Origin of the sequence: Gordonia phosphorivorans, assembly GCF_042432625.1 — a bacterium.
Classification (GTDB): domain Bacteria; phylum Actinomycetota; class Actinomycetes; order Mycobacteriales; family Mycobacteriaceae; genus Gordonia; species Gordonia phosphorivorans.
In genome coordinates this window covers 22,060-39,249 of the sequence record NZ_JBHLWV010000022.1, presented here as the reverse complement: position 1 = coordinate 39,249, position 17,190 = coordinate 22,060, and the positions used below count along the sequence as shown (strand labels likewise).

Sequence of the window (17,190 nt, the reverse complement as noted above, 5' to 3'; positions counted from 1 at the left end):
CTGGTTGGTCCAGAACGCGGACGCCGACCCTAGCGGGTCACGGCCGACCCGTCGGAGCCGAACTGCTCGCGCAGGGTCCGCTTGAGGAGCTTGCCGGTGGCATTGCGCGGCAGCACGTCGAGGAACTCGATCCGGCGCGGACTCTTGAAGTGCGCGATGCGGTCGCGGCAGAACGCGAGCAGGTCGTCGGCCGAGACCGAGGCCTCCGCGCGTACCGACACCACCGCCGTGACGCCCTCGCCCCACTTCTCATCGGGCAGGCCGATCACGGCGGCGTCCTCGACGTCCGGGTGCTGCAGCAGCACCTGCTCCACCTCGATCGGGTACACGTTCTCGCCGCCGGTGACGATCATGTCCTTCTTGCGGTCGACCAGGGTGATGAAGCCGTCGGCATCCATCCGGGCCAGATCGCCGGAGTGGAACCATCCGCCGCGCATGTCGTGGGCGGTCACCTCCGGCAGTCCCCAGTAGCCGGCGAAGACGTTCGGCCCGGCCAGCAGGAGTTCGCCCACCTCGCCGGTCGGCACGTCCTTGTCGTCACCGTCGACGATGCGTACGTCGTCGTGGAAGATCGGGCGACCCACCGACCCCGCGTGCGACCGGACGTACTCGGCCTCCAGGATGATGGCCGCCGGGGCCAGTTCGGTCATGCCGAAGCCCTCCATGAAGGTCATGCCCTTGCCCTGGTAGAAGTCGATCACCGGGATGGGGCAGGGGGCGCCGCCGCACAGCAGCGTCCGCAGTGACGAGAGGTCGTGATCGTCGAAGGTCGGCACCCGACGCATCGCATCCCACATGGCCGGCACCATGAAATGCACCGTGATGCGGTGTGCCTCAAGGAGTTTGAGCGTAGCCGCCGGATCGAAGGCCGGGGCCACCACGATGGTGCCGCCGGCGTACATCAGCGGCAGGACGTACAGGCTCAGGCCGCCGATGTGGAACAGCGGGGCCACCGCCAGGGTCTTGTCGCGCGGGGTCATGCCCTCGCCGGAGACCAGCATGTTGATCGCGTTCCACTCGAAGTTGCCGTGCGTGAGCATGGCGCCCTTCGGCTTACCGGTGGTGCCGGAGGTGTACATCAGCATGGCGACGTCGTCGGCGTGCACGGGGTTCTCCGGCGCGAAGGCCTCCTCCGGCACATCGAGGGCGTCGATGTGGGCCACGTCCAGCCGGCGCGGCGCCTGCTCGGCGGCGGCCGCGGCGAGGTCGGCGAACATGTCGTCGTGCAGCAGGACGGTGGGGGCCGCGTCGGAGATCAGGTAGGCGACCTCGCCGGCGCTGAGGCGGAAGTTGACCGGCACGGTGATCGCGGCCAGGCGGGCGACGGCGAACATCGTCTCCAACTGGGCGGTGGAGTTCAGGCCGAGCAGCATCACGCGGTCGCCGCGGCGGACGCCGCGGGCGCTCAGGGCCGCTGCGCGGCGCGCGCTGTTGACGGCGAGCTGGGCGTAGGTGGTGGTGACGCCGGTGGTCGCGTCGACGAGGGCGATCGCGTCCGGGGTGCGCTGGGCACGCCGGGTGATCCACGAGCTGAGTCCTGCCATGGGTGTTCTCCAAATCATTGCGAATGCTGTTACCGCTGAAGGTAAGACAAACCCCGCTCCGGGGGAGCGGGGTTGGTCAACTCGGCACGTTCGGCGCCGGGCGTGGGTCAGGCCGAGGTCGTCAGGCTCGGCGCGGCGATGCGTTCGTACACCAGACCTTCGTCGTCGACGGGGCCTCGGCGGATCAGGCGGGTGTCGGCGTAGACGCTCATCGACATGCGCCACGGGTCCACCGTGCCCTGCTTGGGCAGCGTGTCGACGGCCCGCTGGACGTAGCCCGCGCCGAAGTCGAGCAGCGGCCGCAGCTCCATCGCCGGGTCGGGCACCGCCTCCACGCTGGTGTAGCCGTTTCGGTCCATATGGCGCATCACGCGCATGAGGTACTGGCACAGCATGTCGACCTTGAGGGTCCACGACGAGTTGGTGTACCCGATCGCCATCGCGAAGTTCGGCAGGCCGGACAGCATGGTGCCGCGGTAGGCGACGCTCCGGGTCAGGTCGATCGCGTCGCCGTCGCGGGAGAACGTCATCCCGCCGAACATCTGCAGGTTCAGCCCGGTGGCGGTGACGATGATGTCGGCGGCCAGCTCCTCGCCGCTTTCGAGCAGGATCCCGTTCTCGGTGAAGGTGGCGATGTTGTCGGTGACGATCGACGCCGCGCCGCTGCGCAGGGCGCTGAACATGTCCCCGTCGGGCACGACGCACAGCCGCTGATCCCAGGGGTTGTACGGCGGATTGAAATGCGGGTCGAGCGGAAATTCCTTGCCCAGGAAGGCCTGATTGGTGCGACGGATCACCTTGCGCGCGGTGCGGGGGAAGCGCTGGCACAGCTCGAACACCAGCCGCTGCTGCAGGATGTTCTTCTGGCGGCTGACCCGGTAGCCGCGTTCGGGACCGAGCACCTTCTTCAGGCCGTTGGCGAGGGCGTCCTCGCGGGGCAGCGGAATCACGTAGGTGGGGGTGCGCTGCAGCATGGTGACGTGCTCGGCCTCGTCGGTCATCGACGGAACCAGGGTCACGGCGGTGGCGCCCGAGCCGATCACCACGACCCGCTTGCCGCGGTAGTCCAGATCCTCCGGCCAGTGCTGCGGGTGCACGATCTGTCCGGTGAAGCGCTCCTGGCCGGGGAACTCGGGCGAGAAGCCCTGGTCGTAGTTGTAGTACCCGGTGCCGGCGAAGATCCAGCGCGCCTTGATGATCTCCGACGGGGCCTCGGCGTCGTCGGTGCGGCGCACGGTGACGTGCCAGGCCGCCTCGGTGGTGTTCCAGTCGGCCGACACGGCGCGGCGGTGGTACTGGATCTTGTCGGCGAGCCGGTCGTCGGCGATGGCCTCGTTGAGGTAGTCGAGGATGCGCGGTGCGTCGGCGATGGCCTGATTGTCGGTCCACGGCTTGAACTCGAAACCGAAGGTGTGCAGGTCCGAATCCGAACGGATGCCGGGGTACTTGAACAGCTCCCAGGTGCCGCCCGGAGTGTGCCGGGACTCGAGGATGGTGAACGATTTTCCGGGCAGCTCGGCGGTGAGGTAGTGGGCCGCCCCGATTCCGGAGATACCGGCGCCGATGATGAGGACGTCGAGCAGGTCGGTGGAGGTGTCGGTGGACATCGGGACTTCCTTGGGGTCGAGGTGTCGGGTCGACGAGGAGCCGTGGTGCGGTCGTCGTCTCATTCCATGATTGTGGTGGGCGCCACATTTTCGCAATGTCGTTATGCACCTAGACGGGTTGCCTTCTGGTGCAGTATCAACCATATGGGAATCGACGACGGGGTACCGGTGCCGCAGCTGACGCCGCGCGCGGGGCCGGTGAGCCCGGCCGTCGCGCAGCTCATCCGGCGGGGCGTGCAGGTGGTGCTGGACCCTACGCCGGAACTGATGCGGGCGCTCGACGAGAGTGCACTCCAGGGTGCGGGCATGGCGATGATCACCGAGGACCCCGCGCTCACGCAGGTGGTCCTGCGGACCAACGCCGGCAACATCGCCCACTGGGCGGCGATGAACGCCGCCCGTCCCGGGGAGCGGGTGAGCGTGCTCATCACCGAGGAGACCACCGTCTTCGTCCGCGATGCGGTGCGTCGCGGATTCGATTCCGGGGTGCTGGACTCGTTCCGCACGGCACAGAACCGGGTCTGGCAGCTGTGGATGGGCATCTGTTTCGGGCTGACCGACGATCCCGCGGAGCTGCGCGAGCTCATGCAGGTCACGCAGGATTCGATCGCCCGGTTCGTCGACGACACGGTGTTCGCGCTCGCCGAGATGATCGAGGTGGCGCGCGCGGAGTTGGCCGGCGACACGCACGCGCAACGCCGCGCGGCCGTGGCGCTGCTGTTGGAGGGCGCACCGCTGTCGGACGCGCGGTCCGCGGCGCAGCTCGGCTACCGGTTGGACGGGCCGCAGCTGGCCGCGGTGATCTCCGGCAGGCCCGAGCTGGGGGCGGACCGATTGGAGGCGGTCTGCGAAGCGATCATGACCGCCAACGGCATAGCGAACCGACTCACCGTGCTGGCCGGCGTCTCGCAACTGTGGGTGTGGTTTCCGGCCGTGCGGATCGACGTGGAGGCGGCGCTGCGCGGTGTCGACGATGTGCGGGTGGCCCTCGGCGCACCCGGATCGGGCCGGGAAGGCTTCCGGCGCAGCCACTTTCAGGCACTGACCGCGTTTCGTCTGGTGAGTCGGATGGGCTCGGAACAGCGGCTGGCGCGCTACGAGGAGCTGCGGCTGCTGGATGTGCTGACCGACGACGACACCCGGCTCGACGAATTCCTCACCGCCACTCTCGGCGATCTGCTCGACGCGGATCGCGAGATCGCCGAGTGTCTGCGCGTCTGGTTCGCGCAGCGGTGCAACGCCGCGGCCACCGCCGAGCGGCTGTACACCCACCGCAACACAGTGGTGCGGCGACTGGCCCGGGCCGAGTCCCTGCTGCCGGTGCCGCTCGCCGAGTCGGCGATCACGGTGGCCGCGGCGCTGGAATTGGCGCACTGGCGGCGGCGGGGCGTCACGGTGAGCCGGGGGCGTACGGGGTCGCCGGGCTGACCGTCTCCTGGTGGTCGATGGGGCGGCCGAGCAGCGGGAAGGCGCGTTGCGGGCACGCCGGGCGCGGGCACACCTTGCAGCCCGCGCCGATCGGCACGACGGTGCGCGGGTCCCGCAGATCCACCCCGGTGGCGTAGATCAGCTCTTCGGCATGGGCCAGGTCGCAGCCCAGGCCGACCACGAAGTTCGACGGCGTCGCGAGGTGCCCCTGCTGCGCCGGGTCGGTGGTGCGCGCCAACCAGAAGTAGGTGCGGCCGTCCGGCATCTGCGCGAGCTGGGTGTGAATCCGGCCCGGCATCGAGAAGGCGTCGTGCACCACCCACAGCGGGCAGCTGCCGCCCACCCGGGAGAAGTGAAAGGCCGTGGCGGACTGGCGTTTGGAGATGTTCCCCGCCTTGTCGACGCGCACGAAGATGAACGGGACCCCGCGGTCGCCGGTGCGCTGCAACGTGGACAGGCGATGGCAGACCGTCTCGAAACCGACCTCGAAGTCGCGGGCCAACAGGTCCACGTCGTACCGCAGGCGCCGTGCCGCGGCGGCGAACTGCGTGTAGGGGAGCAGCAGGGCGCCGGCGAAGTAGTTGGCCAGGCCGGTGCGGGCGACGGCGACCGAGCCCGGGGTCACGTCGGCGATCAAGCGGTCGATCAGGTCGCGCTGGCCGAGCAGGGCCAGCTGGGTGGCCAGCTGGAAGGCGCGCTGGCCCGGGGTGAGTCGGCGGGGCAGGTAGACGGTGGCGGTGGCCGGGTCGTAGCGGCGCTTGGGAGGTTCGGCACCGGCGTCGCCGGGGACCGACGAGACGATCGCGACGGCGATGCCGTACTCGGCGTCGAGGAACCGCGCCAACTGCAGGTCGAGGCCGCCGATCTGCAGGCCGGCGCGCGCGAACAGGTCCTCGGCGGCCGCGTCGAGTTCGGGCACGTGATTGCGGCGGTCGTAGAAATAGTCGCGCACCTGCTCGAACGGGGTGCCGCCGGCCGTCTCGGTGTCGGCGGCCACGGCACCGAGCGTGCCGCGCACGCTGTCGAGTTCGGTGGTGGCTGCGGTGAGGCGGCGCTGCAGGGCCACCAGGGTGTGGCCGACGCCCGGCATGCGGGCCACCAATTCGCTGATCTCGGCGGTCGAGGGGGACTGTTCGCCGTGTTCGAGCAGGATGTCGGCCAGATCCGCGGTGAGGCGGGCATCGCCGTCGGCGGCGAAGAAGTCCGGTGCCAACTCGAACTCGCGGGTCAGGCGCAGCAGCACCGGGACGGTGATCGGCCGCTGATCGTTCTCGAGCTGATTGACGTAGCTGGTGGACAGTTCGAGGCGGCGGGCCAGCGTCGCCTGGCTGACGCCGCGGTCCTCGCGCAGTCGGCGCAGTCGGGCGCCCACGTAAGTCTTGGCCATGGGGCAAGGGTAATCCTCGCGTCGTCCGCAATGTTCGCAGGATAGTGTCGACAAGTTCGCAAAAATACGCATTTGCCAGGTCTTTCGCCCGCTTGCCGGGTCTGCGTACGGTGCAAACATGATCAATCACGAGGTCTACACCCGACGCAGTTCCGAGCTCTTCCCGACCACCGAGCACCTGGCGTACAAGATCGCGCAGGTCGCCGTCGACCCGGTCGAGGTGCCGGCCGACACCGCCGACATGATCGTCAACCGGATCATCGACAACGCCGCCGTCAGCGCGGCGTCGGTGGCGCGCCGCCCGGTCACCTCGGCGCGCCGGCAGGCGCAGACGCGTCCGCTCGACGGCGGATCCACGGTGTTCGGCGTCGACGGTCTGTTCGCCCCGGAATGGGCGGCCTGGGCCAACGGCGTCGCCGTGCGGGAACTCGACTTCCACGACACCTTCCTGGCCGCCGACTACTCCCACCCGGGTGACAACATCCCCGCCCTCGTCGCGGTGGCGCAGCGCGTCGGGGCCAGCGGCCACGACTTGATCCGCGGTCTGGCCACGGCCTACGAGATCCAGATCGATCTGGTGCGGGGCATCTGCCTGCACGAGCACAAGATCGACCACGTCGCGCACTTGGGGCCGTCGGCCGCCGCGGGCCTGGGCACCATGCTCGGGTTGGAGATCGACGTGATCTACCAGGCGGTGGGCCAAGCCCTGCACCTGACCACGGCCACCCGCCAGTCGCGCAAGGGCGCCATCTCCAGCTGGAAGGCCTACGCTCCCGCGCACGCCGGCAAGATCGCGGTGGAGGCCGTCGACCGCGCCATGCGCGGCGAGGGCGCACCCGCCCCCATCTGGGAGGGCGAGGACGGCGTGATCGCCTGGCTCCTCGGCGGTCCCGACGCGCGCTACACCGTGCCGCTGCCCGGACCGGGTGAGCCCAAGCGGGCCATCTGCGACAGCTACACCAAGGAGCACTCGGCCGAATACCAGAGTCAGGCGCCGATCGACCTGGCCCGCCGGATGCGTTCGCGGATCGACGATCTGGCCGACGTCGAGTCGATCGTCCTGCACACCAGCCATCACACGCACTACGTCATCGGCACCGGCTCGGGCGATCCGCAGAAGTTCGATCCCAGTGCCAGCCGCGAGACGCTCGACCACTCGGTGATGTACATCTTCGCGGTGGCCCTGCAGGACGGCGACTGGGATCACGAGCGTTCGTACGCCCCCGAACGCGCCAACCGCCCCGACACCATCGAACTGTGGAACAAGATCTCCACCGTCGAGGATCCGGAGTGGACCCGCCGCTACCATTCGGCCGATCCCACCGAGAAGGCCTTCGGCGCCCGCGCGGTGATCACTCTGCGCAACGGCGAGGTGATCACCGACGAACTGGCCGTCGCCGACGCCCATCCGCTGGGCGCACGGCCCTTCGCCCGGGCGCAGTACCTGGACAAGTTCGCCCGCATGGCCGACGGCGTGGTGGCGCCGGGCGAGCAGGAGCGGTTCACGACCGCGGCCACCGATCTGGCGTCGCTGCGGGCCGGGGAACTCGGCGCGCTCAACGTGCGCGTGCTCGACGACGTGCTGGCGAGCGCACCGGCCACCGGGGAAGGCATCCTCTGATGAGCGTCTTCTCCTCCGGCGTCACCGACGCCGACAAGCGCGCAGCGCTGCGGGCCGGGCTGAACTCTTCTCGGCTGCAACGCTGGCCCGGAGCGTTCTCGCCGCTGGTGGCCAAGCTGGTGGCCGACCTCGGCTTCGAGGGCGTCTACGTCTCCGGGGCCGCGCTCTCGGCCGACCTGGGGCTGCCCGACATCGGCCTGACCACGCTGAGCGAGGTCGCCGCACGCGGCGGCGCCATCGCCCGCGCGACGGATCTGCCCACGCTCATCGACGCCGACACCGGTTTCGGGCAGCCGATGAGTGCGGCCCGCACCGTCGCGGCGCTCGAGGACGCCGGCCTGGCCGGCTGCCACCTGGAGGATCAGGTGAACCCGAAGCGCTGCGGCCACCTCGACGGCAAGGAAGTGGTGCCGGCCGAGGAGATGATTCAGCGGTTGACCGCGGCCGTCGGCGCGCGGCGCGACCCGAACTTCGTGATCTGTGCACGCACCGATGCGCGCGACGTGGAGGGGCTGGACGCGGCCATCGAACGGGCCCGCGCCTACGTCGCGGCCGGTGCCGACCTGATCTTCACCGAGGCGCTGGCCGACCCGGACGAGTTCGCCCGCTTCCGCGCCGCGGTGGAGGCGCCGCTGCTGGCCAACATGACCGAGTTCGGCAAGTCCCCGCTGCTGAGTGCGGCCGAGCTGCACGATCTCGGCTACAACGCGGTGATCTACCCGGTCACCACACTCCGCCTGGCGATGGGCGCGGTGGAGGACGGGCTGCGACAGATCGCACTCGACGGCACGCAGGCCGGCGTCGTCGACCGGATGCAGCACCGGCAGCGGCTCTACGAGCTGGTGCGTTACGCCGACTACAACGACTTCGATTCGTCGCTGTTCACCTACACCGCAGGAGGAGATTCCGCATGAGCGATCCCCAGATCCCCAGTGACCCCCCGATCGTCAGTGACCCCCCGATCTTCAAGGGCCTGGCCGGTGTCGTCGTCGACACCACGGCGGTCTCCAAGGTGGTGCCGGAGACCAACAGCCTGACCTATCGCGGCTACGACGCCGCGGAACTGGCCACGCGCAAGAGCTTCGAGGAGGTGGCCTTCCTGCTGTGGCATTCGGAGCTGCCCACCCACGCCGAGGCGGCGCTGTTCTCGCAGCGAGAACGTGCCAACCGGCGCCTGAACCGTTCGGCGCAGGCGGTGCTGAACCGGATCCCGGAGACGTGCCACCCGATGGACGTGATGCGCACCATGGTGAGCTACCTCGGCAGCGAGGACCCCGACGAGGACGTCCCGACGGTCGCGGCGAATCTGGACAAGGCGCTGCGCCTGTTCGCGGTGCTGCCGACGATCGTCGCCGCCGACTTCCGGCGGCGCCGCGGCCTGGCGCCGATCGAGCCGCACCACGGGCTGGACTACGCCGAGAACTTCCTGAACATGTGCTTCGGGGAGGTGCCCGATCCGGTGATCGTCGATGCCTTCCGGGCGTCGATGGTGCTGTACGCCGAGCACAGCTTCAACGCGTCGACCTTCGCCGCGCGCGTGGTCACCTCGACGCAGTCGGATCTGTACAGCGCCGTCACCGCGGCGATCGGCGCGCTCAAGGGCACGCTGCACGGCGGCGCCAACGAGGCGGTGATGCACGACATGATCGAGATCGGCGCCCCCGAGAACGCCGCGGCCTGGTTGGCGGCCAAGCTCGACGCCAAGGAGAAGGTGATGGGCTTCGGTCATCGCGTGTATCGCAACGGCGATTCGCGCGTGCCGACCATGTACGACTCGCTGGTCGCGGTGTCCGAGCACTGCGGCACGACGACGTGGCTGCAGATCTACCGCGAACTGGCCGAGGGCATGGAGGCACGCACCGGGATCAAGCCGAACCTGGACTTCCCGACCGGGCCCGCCTACCACCTGATGGGCTTCGACATTCCGATGTTCACGCCGCTGTTCGTGATGAGTCGCATCACCGGCTGGACCGCCCACATCGTCGAGCAGACGCGCTCGAACGCGCTCATCCGGCCGCTGTCGGCCTACGACGGGCCGATTCAGCGACCCGTACCGGCGTAACCCCCTACCGTTTCCCTAACGGCCGGAGCACGTGCACGGCACCGGCGAACCAACAGTGAGGCATGACATGTTCGGCAAAGTCCTGGTGGCCAACCGCGGCGAGATCGCGGTGCGCGCGTTCCGTGCCGCCTACGAGCTCGGTGCGGGCACCGTCGCGGTGTATCCGGTGGAGGATCGCAACTGCGTGCACCGCGGCAAGGCCGACGAGTCGTACCAGATCGGCGAGCCGGGCCATCCGGTGCAGGCCTACCTGTCGGTGGCGGAGATCCTGCGGGTGGCGCGGCACTGCGGGGCCGATGCGATCTACCCCGGGTACGGCTTCGCCTCGGAGAACCCGGAACTGGCCGCGGCCTGCGCGGACGCCGGAATCGCCTTCGTCGGTCCGAGCGCGGCGGTCCTGGAACTGACCGGGGACAAGAAGCACTCGGTGCAGGCGGCGCGGGAGGCCGGACTACCGGTCCTGGTCGGCAGCGAGCCGTCGTCGGACGTCGACGAACTGCTCGCGGCCGCCGAGGGCATGGATTTCCCGATCTTCGTCAAGGCCGTGGCCGGCGGCGGCGGCCGCGGCATGCGCCGGGTGGAGGAGCGGGCCGAGCTGGCCGACGCGATCGGCGCGGCCTCCCGCGAGGCCGCGGCCGCGTTCGGCAATCCGACCGTCTTCCTGGAGCAGGCGGTGGTGAACCCGCGGCACATCGAGGTGCAGATCCTTGCCGACGCCGAGGGCAATGTGGTGCACCTGTTCGAGCGGGACTGCTCGCTGCAGCGTCGGCACCAGAAGGTGATCGAGATCGCGCCGGCGCCGAACCTGGATCCGCAATTGCGGCAACGGATCTGCGACGACGCCGTGCGGTTCGCCGAACACATCGGCTACTCCTGCGCGGGCACCGTCGAGTTCCTGGTGGACGAGCGCGGCGGCCATTTCTTCATCGAGATGAACCCGCGGATCCAGGTGGAGCACACCGTCACCGAGGAGGTGACCGATGTGGACCTGGTCTCGGCGCAGCTGCGGATCGCGGCGGGGGAGACCCTGGCCGATCTCGGGCTGACCCAGGAGACCATCGCACTGCACGGCGCGGCCCTGCAGTGCCGCATCACCACCGAGAACCCGGCCGACGGTTTCCGCCCGGACACCGGCAGTATCAACGTCTACCGCGCGCCCGGCGGCACCGGCGTCCGGCTCGACGGGGCGGCCGCACTCGGCTCGGAGATCACCGGCTACTTCGACTCGATGCTGGTGAAGCTGACCTGCCGCGGCCGAGACTTCCCGACGGCGGTGACCCGGGCGCAGCGGGCGCTCGCCGAGTTCAAGATCCGCGGCGTGCACACCAACATCGACTATCTCAGCGCGGTGCTGGCCGATCCGGACTTCCGGGCCGGCGCCATCACCACCTCGTTCATCGACGAACGACCGGAGCTGCTCACCGCCATCCGATCGTCCGAGCGGGGCTCGCGCCTGCTGAACTACCTGGCCGATGTCACCGTGCACCGCCCGCACGGGGTGGTGCCGACGGCCGTGCACCCGCACACCAAGCTGCCGGAGCTGGCCCCGGAACTGTTGGCGAATCCTCCCGCCGGTTCCAAGCAGCGGCTGGAGGCCTTGGGGCCCAAGGGTTTCGCGAAGGCGCTGCGGGAGCAGAAGGCGCTCGCGGTGACCGACACGACCTTCCGGGATGCGCACCAGTCGCTGCTCGCGACCCGCGTACGCACCAGCGGCCTGGTGTCGGTGGCGCCCTACGTGGCCGCGCAGACCCCGGAACTGCTGTCGGTGGAGTGCTGGGGCGGGGCGACCTTCGACGTGGCCCTGCGCTTCCTCAAGGAGGACCCGTGGGAGCGCCTGGCGCGGATCCGGGCGGCCATGCCGAACATCTGCCTGCAGATGCTGCTGCGCGGGAAGAACACCGTCGGCTACACCCCGTATCCGACGGAGGTGACCGCCGCCTTCGTCGAGGAGGCCGCGCGCACCGGCGTGGACATCTTCCGCATCTTCGACGCCCTCAACAGCGTCGACGCCATGCGGCCGGCCATCGACGCGGTGCTCGCGACCGGCACCACGGTGGCCGAGGTGGCGCTGAGCTACACCGGTGATCTGGCCGACCCGGCCGAGGACCTGTACACGCTGGACTACTACCTGACGCTGGCCGAGCAGATCGTCGACGCCGGCGCGCACGTCCTGGCCATCAAGGACATGGCCGGGCTGCTGCGGCCCGCGGCGGCGCGGACCCTGGTCGGCGCGCTGCGCAAGGAGTTCGACCTGCCGATCCACGTGCACACCCACGACACGCCGGGCGGTCAGCTGGCCACCTACCTGGCGGCCTGGGAGGCCGGTGCGGACGCCGTCGACGGGGCCAGCGCACCGCTGTCGGGGACCACCAGCCAGCCGTCGCTGTCGGCCATCGTCGCCGCGGCCGCTCACACCGACTACGACACCGGGCTGGACCTGGGCAAGGTGATGTCCCTGGAGCCGTACTGGGAGTCGTTGCGGCGCATGTACGGGTGCTTCGAATCCGGCGTGCCCGCGCCCACCGGCCGCGTCTACGACCATGAGATCCCCGGCGGTCAGCTGTCCAATCTGCGGCAGCAGGCTATCTCGATCGGTGTGGGCGACCGGTTCGAGGCCGTCGAGACGGCCTACGCCGGGGCCAACCGGCTGCTGGGCCGGCCGGTCAAGGTGACCCCGTCCTCGAAGGTGGTCGGCGACCTGGCGCTGGCCTTCGTGGCGCAGGGCATCTCCGCCGATGATTTCGCCGCCGACCCGACCGCCTACGACATCCCGGATTCGGTGGTCGGCTTCCTGGCCGGCGAGCTCGGGGAGCCCGCCGCGGGCTGGCCCGAGCCGCTGCGCGCGCAGGTGCTGGCCGGGCGCAGCGTGGAGCAGTCCGACCAGGAGCTGTCGGCGCAGGACTCCGCCGCGCTGCGGACGCCCGGGCAGCAGCGCCGCGACACCCTGAACCGGTTGCTCTTCCCCGGTCCCACCGCCGAATATCAGGCGCACGTGGCCGAATACGGCGACACCTCGCGGTTGGCCGCCTACCAGTTCTTCTACGGGCTGCAGCAGGGCCTCGAGCACCGGGTCCGGCTGCGCGAGGGCGTGGACCTGCTGATTCGGCTGGAGGCGGTGTCCGAGCCCGACGCCGCCGGGGTGCGCACGGTGATGTGCACGCTCAACGGCGAACTGCGTCCGGTGCCGGTGCTCGATCGCAGCGCCGATGTGTCCACGCAGGTGCGCGAGCGCGCCGACAAGGACAATCCGGCGCAGGTGGGGGCACCGTTCTCCGGGGTGGTCACCGTGGCCGTCGCGGTGGGCGAGCGGGTGGAGCCCGGCGGGGTGATCGGCACCATCGAAGCGATGAAGATGGAGGCGTCGATCACCGCCCCGGCCGGGGGCGTGGTGCGGCGGGTGACCGTCGGTCCGGCCACCGAGGTGGGGGCGGGCGATCTGCTGGTCGAGTTCGAGTGAGCCGCCGGTGACTGTCCGGTAGCGCGCGCATGGGGTAGACCCATGAGTATGGAACTGACCCGGGAGCTCGCCGCACAGCGCCTGTCGGCGTGGGAGCGGCATCCGATCGACGACCCCGCGCTGAAACCGTCGGCGGTGGCGATCACGGTGGCGCCGGTGGACGGCACCCGCGGTATCTGGGTGGCGCGGCGACCGTCGACCCTGCGCAGTCACGCCAACCAGTTCGCGCTGCCGGGCGGGCGCCTGGACCCGGGTGAGACGGTGGTGCAGGCCGCGCTCCGGGAACTCGACGAGGAACTCGGAGTGAGCCTGGGGCCGGAGTCGGTGCTCGGGCTGCTCGACGACTACGCCACCCGCTCGGGGTACCTGATCACCCCGGTGGTGTGCTGGATCGACCAGCCGGTGACCCCGGCACCGAGCCCGGACGAGGTGGACGAGCTGTTCTACGTCACCCTCGACGAGGTGATCGCGCCCGCGGCCTTCGACACCATCGCCGAGTCGCCGCTGCCGGTGATCCGGCTCCCGATCATGAATCGGTGGGTGCACGCACCGACCGCAGCGGTAATCTACCAGTTCGCGCAGGTGGTGGTGCTCGGCCGCGACACCCGCGTGGCGGAGCTGGAACAGCCGGTGTTCGCCTGGCGGTGACGGGCCACCCTCGGACTCGCCCTCGCGGAGGAGGGCGAGTCCGAGGTCAGCGCCTCATCGCTCGCGGACGGCGTGCGCGGCGTCGACCATGGCCGTCAACGCGGCCGTGACCTGTTCGGTGGTGCGGGTCTTGAGACCGCAGTCCGGGTTCACCCACAGGCGGTCGGCGGGCACCGCGGCCAGGGCCTCCCGCAGCAGCGCGGTCATCTCGTCCGCCGCCGGCACCCGCGGGGAGTGGATGTCGTAGACGCCCGGACCCACCTCGGCGGCGAAGCCGATCGCGTTGAGGTCGTCGAGCACCTCCATGTGCGAGCGGGCGGCCTCGATCGAGGTGACGTCGGCGTCCAGATCGGCGATGGCGCCGATCACGTCGCCGAACTCCGAGTAACACAGGTGGGTGTGGATCTGCGTGGTGGTCTCCACGCCCGCCGTGGCCAGCCGGAAGGCCGCCACCGCCCACTCCAGGTAGGCCGCACGGTCCGCGGCCCGCAGCGGCAGCAGCTCCCGCAACGCGGGCTCGTCCACCTGGATGATGCCGATGCCCGCGTGCTGCAGGTCGAGGGTCTCGTCGCGGATGGCCAAGGCCACCTGGTCGGCGGTCTGCGCCAGCGGCTGGTCGTCACGGACGAACGACCAGGCCAGGATGGTGACCGGTCCGGTGAGCATGCCCTTGACCGGCTTGTCGGTCAGCGACTGCGCGTACACCGCCCAGTCCACGGTCATCGGCGTCGGGCGCCGGACGTCGCCGAACAGGATCGGCGGCCGGACACAGCGCGAGCCGTACGACTGCACCCAGCCTGCGGCGGTGGCGAAGAAGCCGGTGAGCTGCTCGGCGAAGTACTGCACCATGTCGTTGCGTTCGGGCTCGCCGTGCACCAGCACATCCAGACCGATCCGCTCCTGCAGGTCGATCACCGCGGCGATCTCGGCTTCCATCTGTGCGCGGTACTGCGCCTCGTCGATCGTGCCCGCACGCAGTCGGGCGCGGGCCGCGCGGATGTCCGCGGTCTGCGGGAACGAGCCGATGGTGGTGGTCGGCAGGGACGGCAGCCCCAGATGGCGGCGGCTGAGCGCCTGGCGTTCGGCGGCCGCCGAACGGGTGCGGTCGGCGCCGGTCAGCGCGGACAGCCTGCGACGCAGGTCCGCATCGTGCACGCGCGGATCGTCGGCGCGGGTGGCCAGCGCCGCCCGCGCGGCGTCGAAGGCGCCCGCCCGCGTCTCCCGCCCGTCGGCGAGGGCCCCCGACAGCGCGACCACCTCGTCGAACTTCTCCGCGGCGAAGGCCAGCCACCCGCGCAGCGTGTCGTCGAGCTCGGTCTCCGGGGCCAGCGAGTACGGCACGTGCAGCGTGGAGCACGAGGTGCTCACCGCCAGCTCGCCGACGTGCTCGCGCAGGTCGGTGAGCGTGGCCAGCGCCGCGTCGAGGTCGGTCCGCCACACGTTGCGGCCGTCCACCACACCGGCCACCACGAGCTGATCGGTCAGGCCCGCGGCCCGCACCGAATCGGCCGAACCGGCGACGAGGTCGACGCCGACGCCCTCGACACCGGCGCGCGCCAGCGCGGGCAGGCAGGCCCCCGCATCGCCGAAGTAGGTGGTGACCAGCAGCCGGGGACGCTGCGCGGCGGCCGCCAGCCGGGTGTAGACGCGCTCGGTGCGCTCGGGCAGGTCGTCGGTGCCGGTCACCAGGATCGGTTCGTCGAGCTGCACCCACTCGGCGCCGGCCGCGGCCAATTGCGCCAGCAACTGCTCGTAGACGGGCAGCAGTTCGTCGAGGCGGGTCAGGGGAGCGGCGCCGCCGTCCACGGCCTTGGACAGGGCCAGGAAGGTGATCGGTCCGATGAGCACCGGTCGCGCCGGGACGCCCTCGGCCCGGGCCTCGGCGAGGTCGGCCAGCACCGTGCCCGCGTCGAGCGCGAAGACGGTGTCCGGGCCCAGCTCGGGCACCAGATAGTGGTAGTTGGTGTCGAACCACTTGGTCATCTCCAGCGGCGTCACCTCGGCGGTGCCGCGGGCGGCCGCGAAGTAGCGATCCAACGGGTCGGCGATGCCGGCGACCCGCGGCGGCAAGGCGCCGACGGTCGCGGCCATGTCGAGCATCTGGTCGTAGTACGAGAAGGTGTTGACCGGGACCGAGTCCAGGCCCGCGGCCAGCAGCTGCTGCCGACCGGTCTGCCGCAGCTGCGCCGCGACCTCGTGCAACTGCTCCCGACCGAGTCGGCCCGCCCAGTATCCTTCGACCGCGCGCTTGAGTTCCCGGTCGGCGCCGATACGCGCGACGCCGGTCACGGTGGTGTGAAAGCCCATCTGATGTTCTCCTGCATGCTGAAACTGACGACGAAGCGCCCTACCGGATGCGGAGACGACGAGCCCAGGAGTTGAGCGTGCGTTGACTCCGCCCGGTCCACGAGGCGATCCGTCATCGGATGCGGCGCATCCGATACAACGGGCAGGTCTTCGGGCTCATCGGCGAGCCTGGATGCCAGGCGCTCCTACTGGCCGTCGCTTCCCAGACGCACGAGGCGTCCAGTGCCGGTGACGGCGGTCGTTCCGATATACCGCTGCGGGTCAGCTCCGGAGTCCCACCGGATTCCCTCTCGCGAATCTCGTTGCCGCAGCAGCGAATTCGCTCGACGTCCGCGCGGTCGCAGGGGCTCCTTGGCGACGGCGCTACGGACGAACCGATTGCGTCTACGACCCTAGGGCGGCGACGCCGAGGTTGTCACCTTCGCGGCGCACGATGATTCTAATTGCCGGGCCGCCCACCCCGCTCGGGCTCCGGGCACGAGTAGGCTGGGGCCATTATGGTGGCGAAACAGGGTGGTCAGGGCCCTGACGTCCGGGACGCGCCGGTCGTCGGGATGGTGCTGGTGGCGCGCGGCGACGAGCGGGAGGCGCCCGGCGACGGTGATGTGCCGCAGCTCGAACGCCTGGAGCTGCTCCTGGCGGGCTTCGGGGCGGGCGGCTGCGACGCCCTGTACGTGGCACTCGGCAGTCGAGTGGTCGCGGCGCCGCGCGACACGTCGACCACCTTCTATCTGCCCTCCTGGTACGACGGGCTCGACGCCACGGTGCAGGCCGCGTTGACCTTCGCCCGCGGGCTGGATCCGATCGCCGGGGTGTTGCTGCAGACGGTCGACAGCGCCGACATCGGCGGCGTCGGGGTGGCGCGCCTGCTGGCCGCGGCCGAACGCCGCCGCGACGCGGTGGTCCGTGGGGTGCGTCACGGACACTGGGGCCAGCCGGTGTACGTGGGCGCCGACCTGCTCGACTCCGCCGGTGAACTGCTCGCGGCCTCCGGCGGCGCCATCGGCTATCTGGGCGACCACGCCGACGAGGTCACGTGCGTCGACTGTTCCGATCTGGTCGGGCCGGAGCCGTCGGCGCACTGACCCGCCGGGAGACGACGACGGCCGCGGGCCCGCCGGAGAACCGG

At 70.4% G+C, this 17,190-nt stretch carries 11 protein-coding genes and 1 riboswitch; of the genes, 7 read left to right on the top strand and 4 right to left on the bottom strand.

The features are described 5' to 3' along the window. Positions 1-29: 29 nt before the first annotated feature. Together ACFFJD_RS12760 and ACFFJD_RS12755 are read right to left on the bottom strand one after the other, a co-directional pair. Positions 30-1,544, bottom strand: a complete 1,515-nt coding sequence (locus ACFFJD_RS12760) for an acyl-CoA synthetase (protein ID WP_382364707.1) — start codon at positions 1,542-1,544, stop codon at positions 30-32. 107 nt (positions 1,545-1,651) lie between these two features. Further along, a complete protein-coding gene (locus ACFFJD_RS12755; protein WP_382364859.1) occupies positions 1,652-3,151 on the bottom strand; it encodes a flavin-containing monooxygenase in 1,500 nt (499 codons plus the stop codon). Between the two features lie 144 nt (positions 3,152-3,295). Here ACFFJD_RS12755 and ACFFJD_RS12750 point away from each other — a divergent pair, with 144 nt between their 5' ends. Then, positions 3,296-4,579 carry a PucR family transcriptional regulator gene (locus tag ACFFJD_RS12750; protein ID WP_382364705.1) on the top strand — a complete coding sequence of 428 codons (1,284 nt, stop codon included), beginning with the start codon at positions 3,296-3,298 and terminating at the stop codon, positions 4,577-4,579. Here ACFFJD_RS12750 and ACFFJD_RS12745 read toward each other — a convergent pair. After that, a complete protein-coding gene (locus ACFFJD_RS12745; RefSeq protein ID WP_382364703.1) occupies positions 4,542-5,966 on the bottom strand; it encodes a short-chain fatty acyl-CoA regulator family protein in 1,425 nt (474 codons plus the stop codon). The genes ACFFJD_RS12750 and ACFFJD_RS12745 overlap by 38 nt on opposite strands. A 118-nt stretch (positions 5,967-6,084) precedes the next feature. Here ACFFJD_RS12745 and prpD point away from each other — a divergent pair, with 118 nt between their 5' ends. The 5 genes from prpD to ACFFJD_RS12720 all read left to right on the top strand — a co-directional run bounded on the left by prpD (position 6,085) and on the right by ACFFJD_RS12720 (position 13,754). After that, on the top strand, positions 6,085-7,587 hold the full coding sequence (prpD, locus tag ACFFJD_RS12740) for a 2-methylcitrate dehydratase PrpD (RefSeq protein ID WP_382364701.1): 1,503 nt from the start codon (positions 6,085-6,087) through the stop codon (positions 7,585-7,587). Continuing rightward, entirely contained in the window at positions 7,587-8,501 is a 915-nt protein-coding gene (gene prpB / locus ACFFJD_RS12735) for a methylisocitrate lyase (RefSeq protein WP_382364699.1), read from the top strand. The genes prpD and prpB overlap by 1 nt, the downstream gene beginning before the upstream one ends. Beyond that, a complete protein-coding gene (locus ACFFJD_RS12730) occupies positions 8,498-9,649 on the top strand; it encodes a bifunctional 2-methylcitrate synthase/citrate synthase (protein ID WP_382364697.1) in 1,152 nt (383 codons plus the stop codon). Before prpB ends, ACFFJD_RS12730 begins: the two co-directional genes overlap by 4 nt. 67 nt (positions 9,650-9,716) lie before the next feature. Then, positions 9,717-13,106, top strand: coding sequence for a pyruvate carboxylase (locus tag ACFFJD_RS12725; protein ID WP_382364695.1), 3,390 nt, complete (start codon positions 9,717-9,719; stop codon positions 13,104-13,106). 48 nt (positions 13,107-13,154) lie between these two features. After that, complete coding sequence (locus ACFFJD_RS12720; protein ID WP_382364857.1) at positions 13,155-13,754, top strand: NUDIX hydrolase; 600 nt, start codon at positions 13,155-13,157, stop codon at positions 13,752-13,754. Between the two features lie 54 nt (positions 13,755-13,808). On the opposite strand, the gene metE is transcribed toward ACFFJD_RS12720, so the two are convergent. Next, positions 13,809-16,061 (bottom strand): 5-methyltetrahydropteroyltriglutamate--homocysteine S-methyltransferase, encoded by a 2,253-nt coding sequence (metE, locus tag ACFFJD_RS12715; RefSeq protein WP_382364693.1) that lies wholly within the window; start codon positions 16,059-16,061, stop codon positions 13,809-13,811. Between the two features lie 124 nt (positions 16,062-16,185). After that, a riboswitch (cobalamin riboswitch) is annotated at positions 16,186-16,385 on the bottom strand. Between the two features lie 173 nt (positions 16,386-16,558). Between metE and ACFFJD_RS12710 the strand changes: the two genes are divergently transcribed. Next, entirely contained in the window at positions 16,559-17,146 is a 588-nt protein-coding gene (locus tag ACFFJD_RS12710) for an NTP transferase domain-containing protein (RefSeq protein ID WP_382364691.1), read from the top strand. Positions 17,147-17,190: the final 44 nt, after the last annotated feature.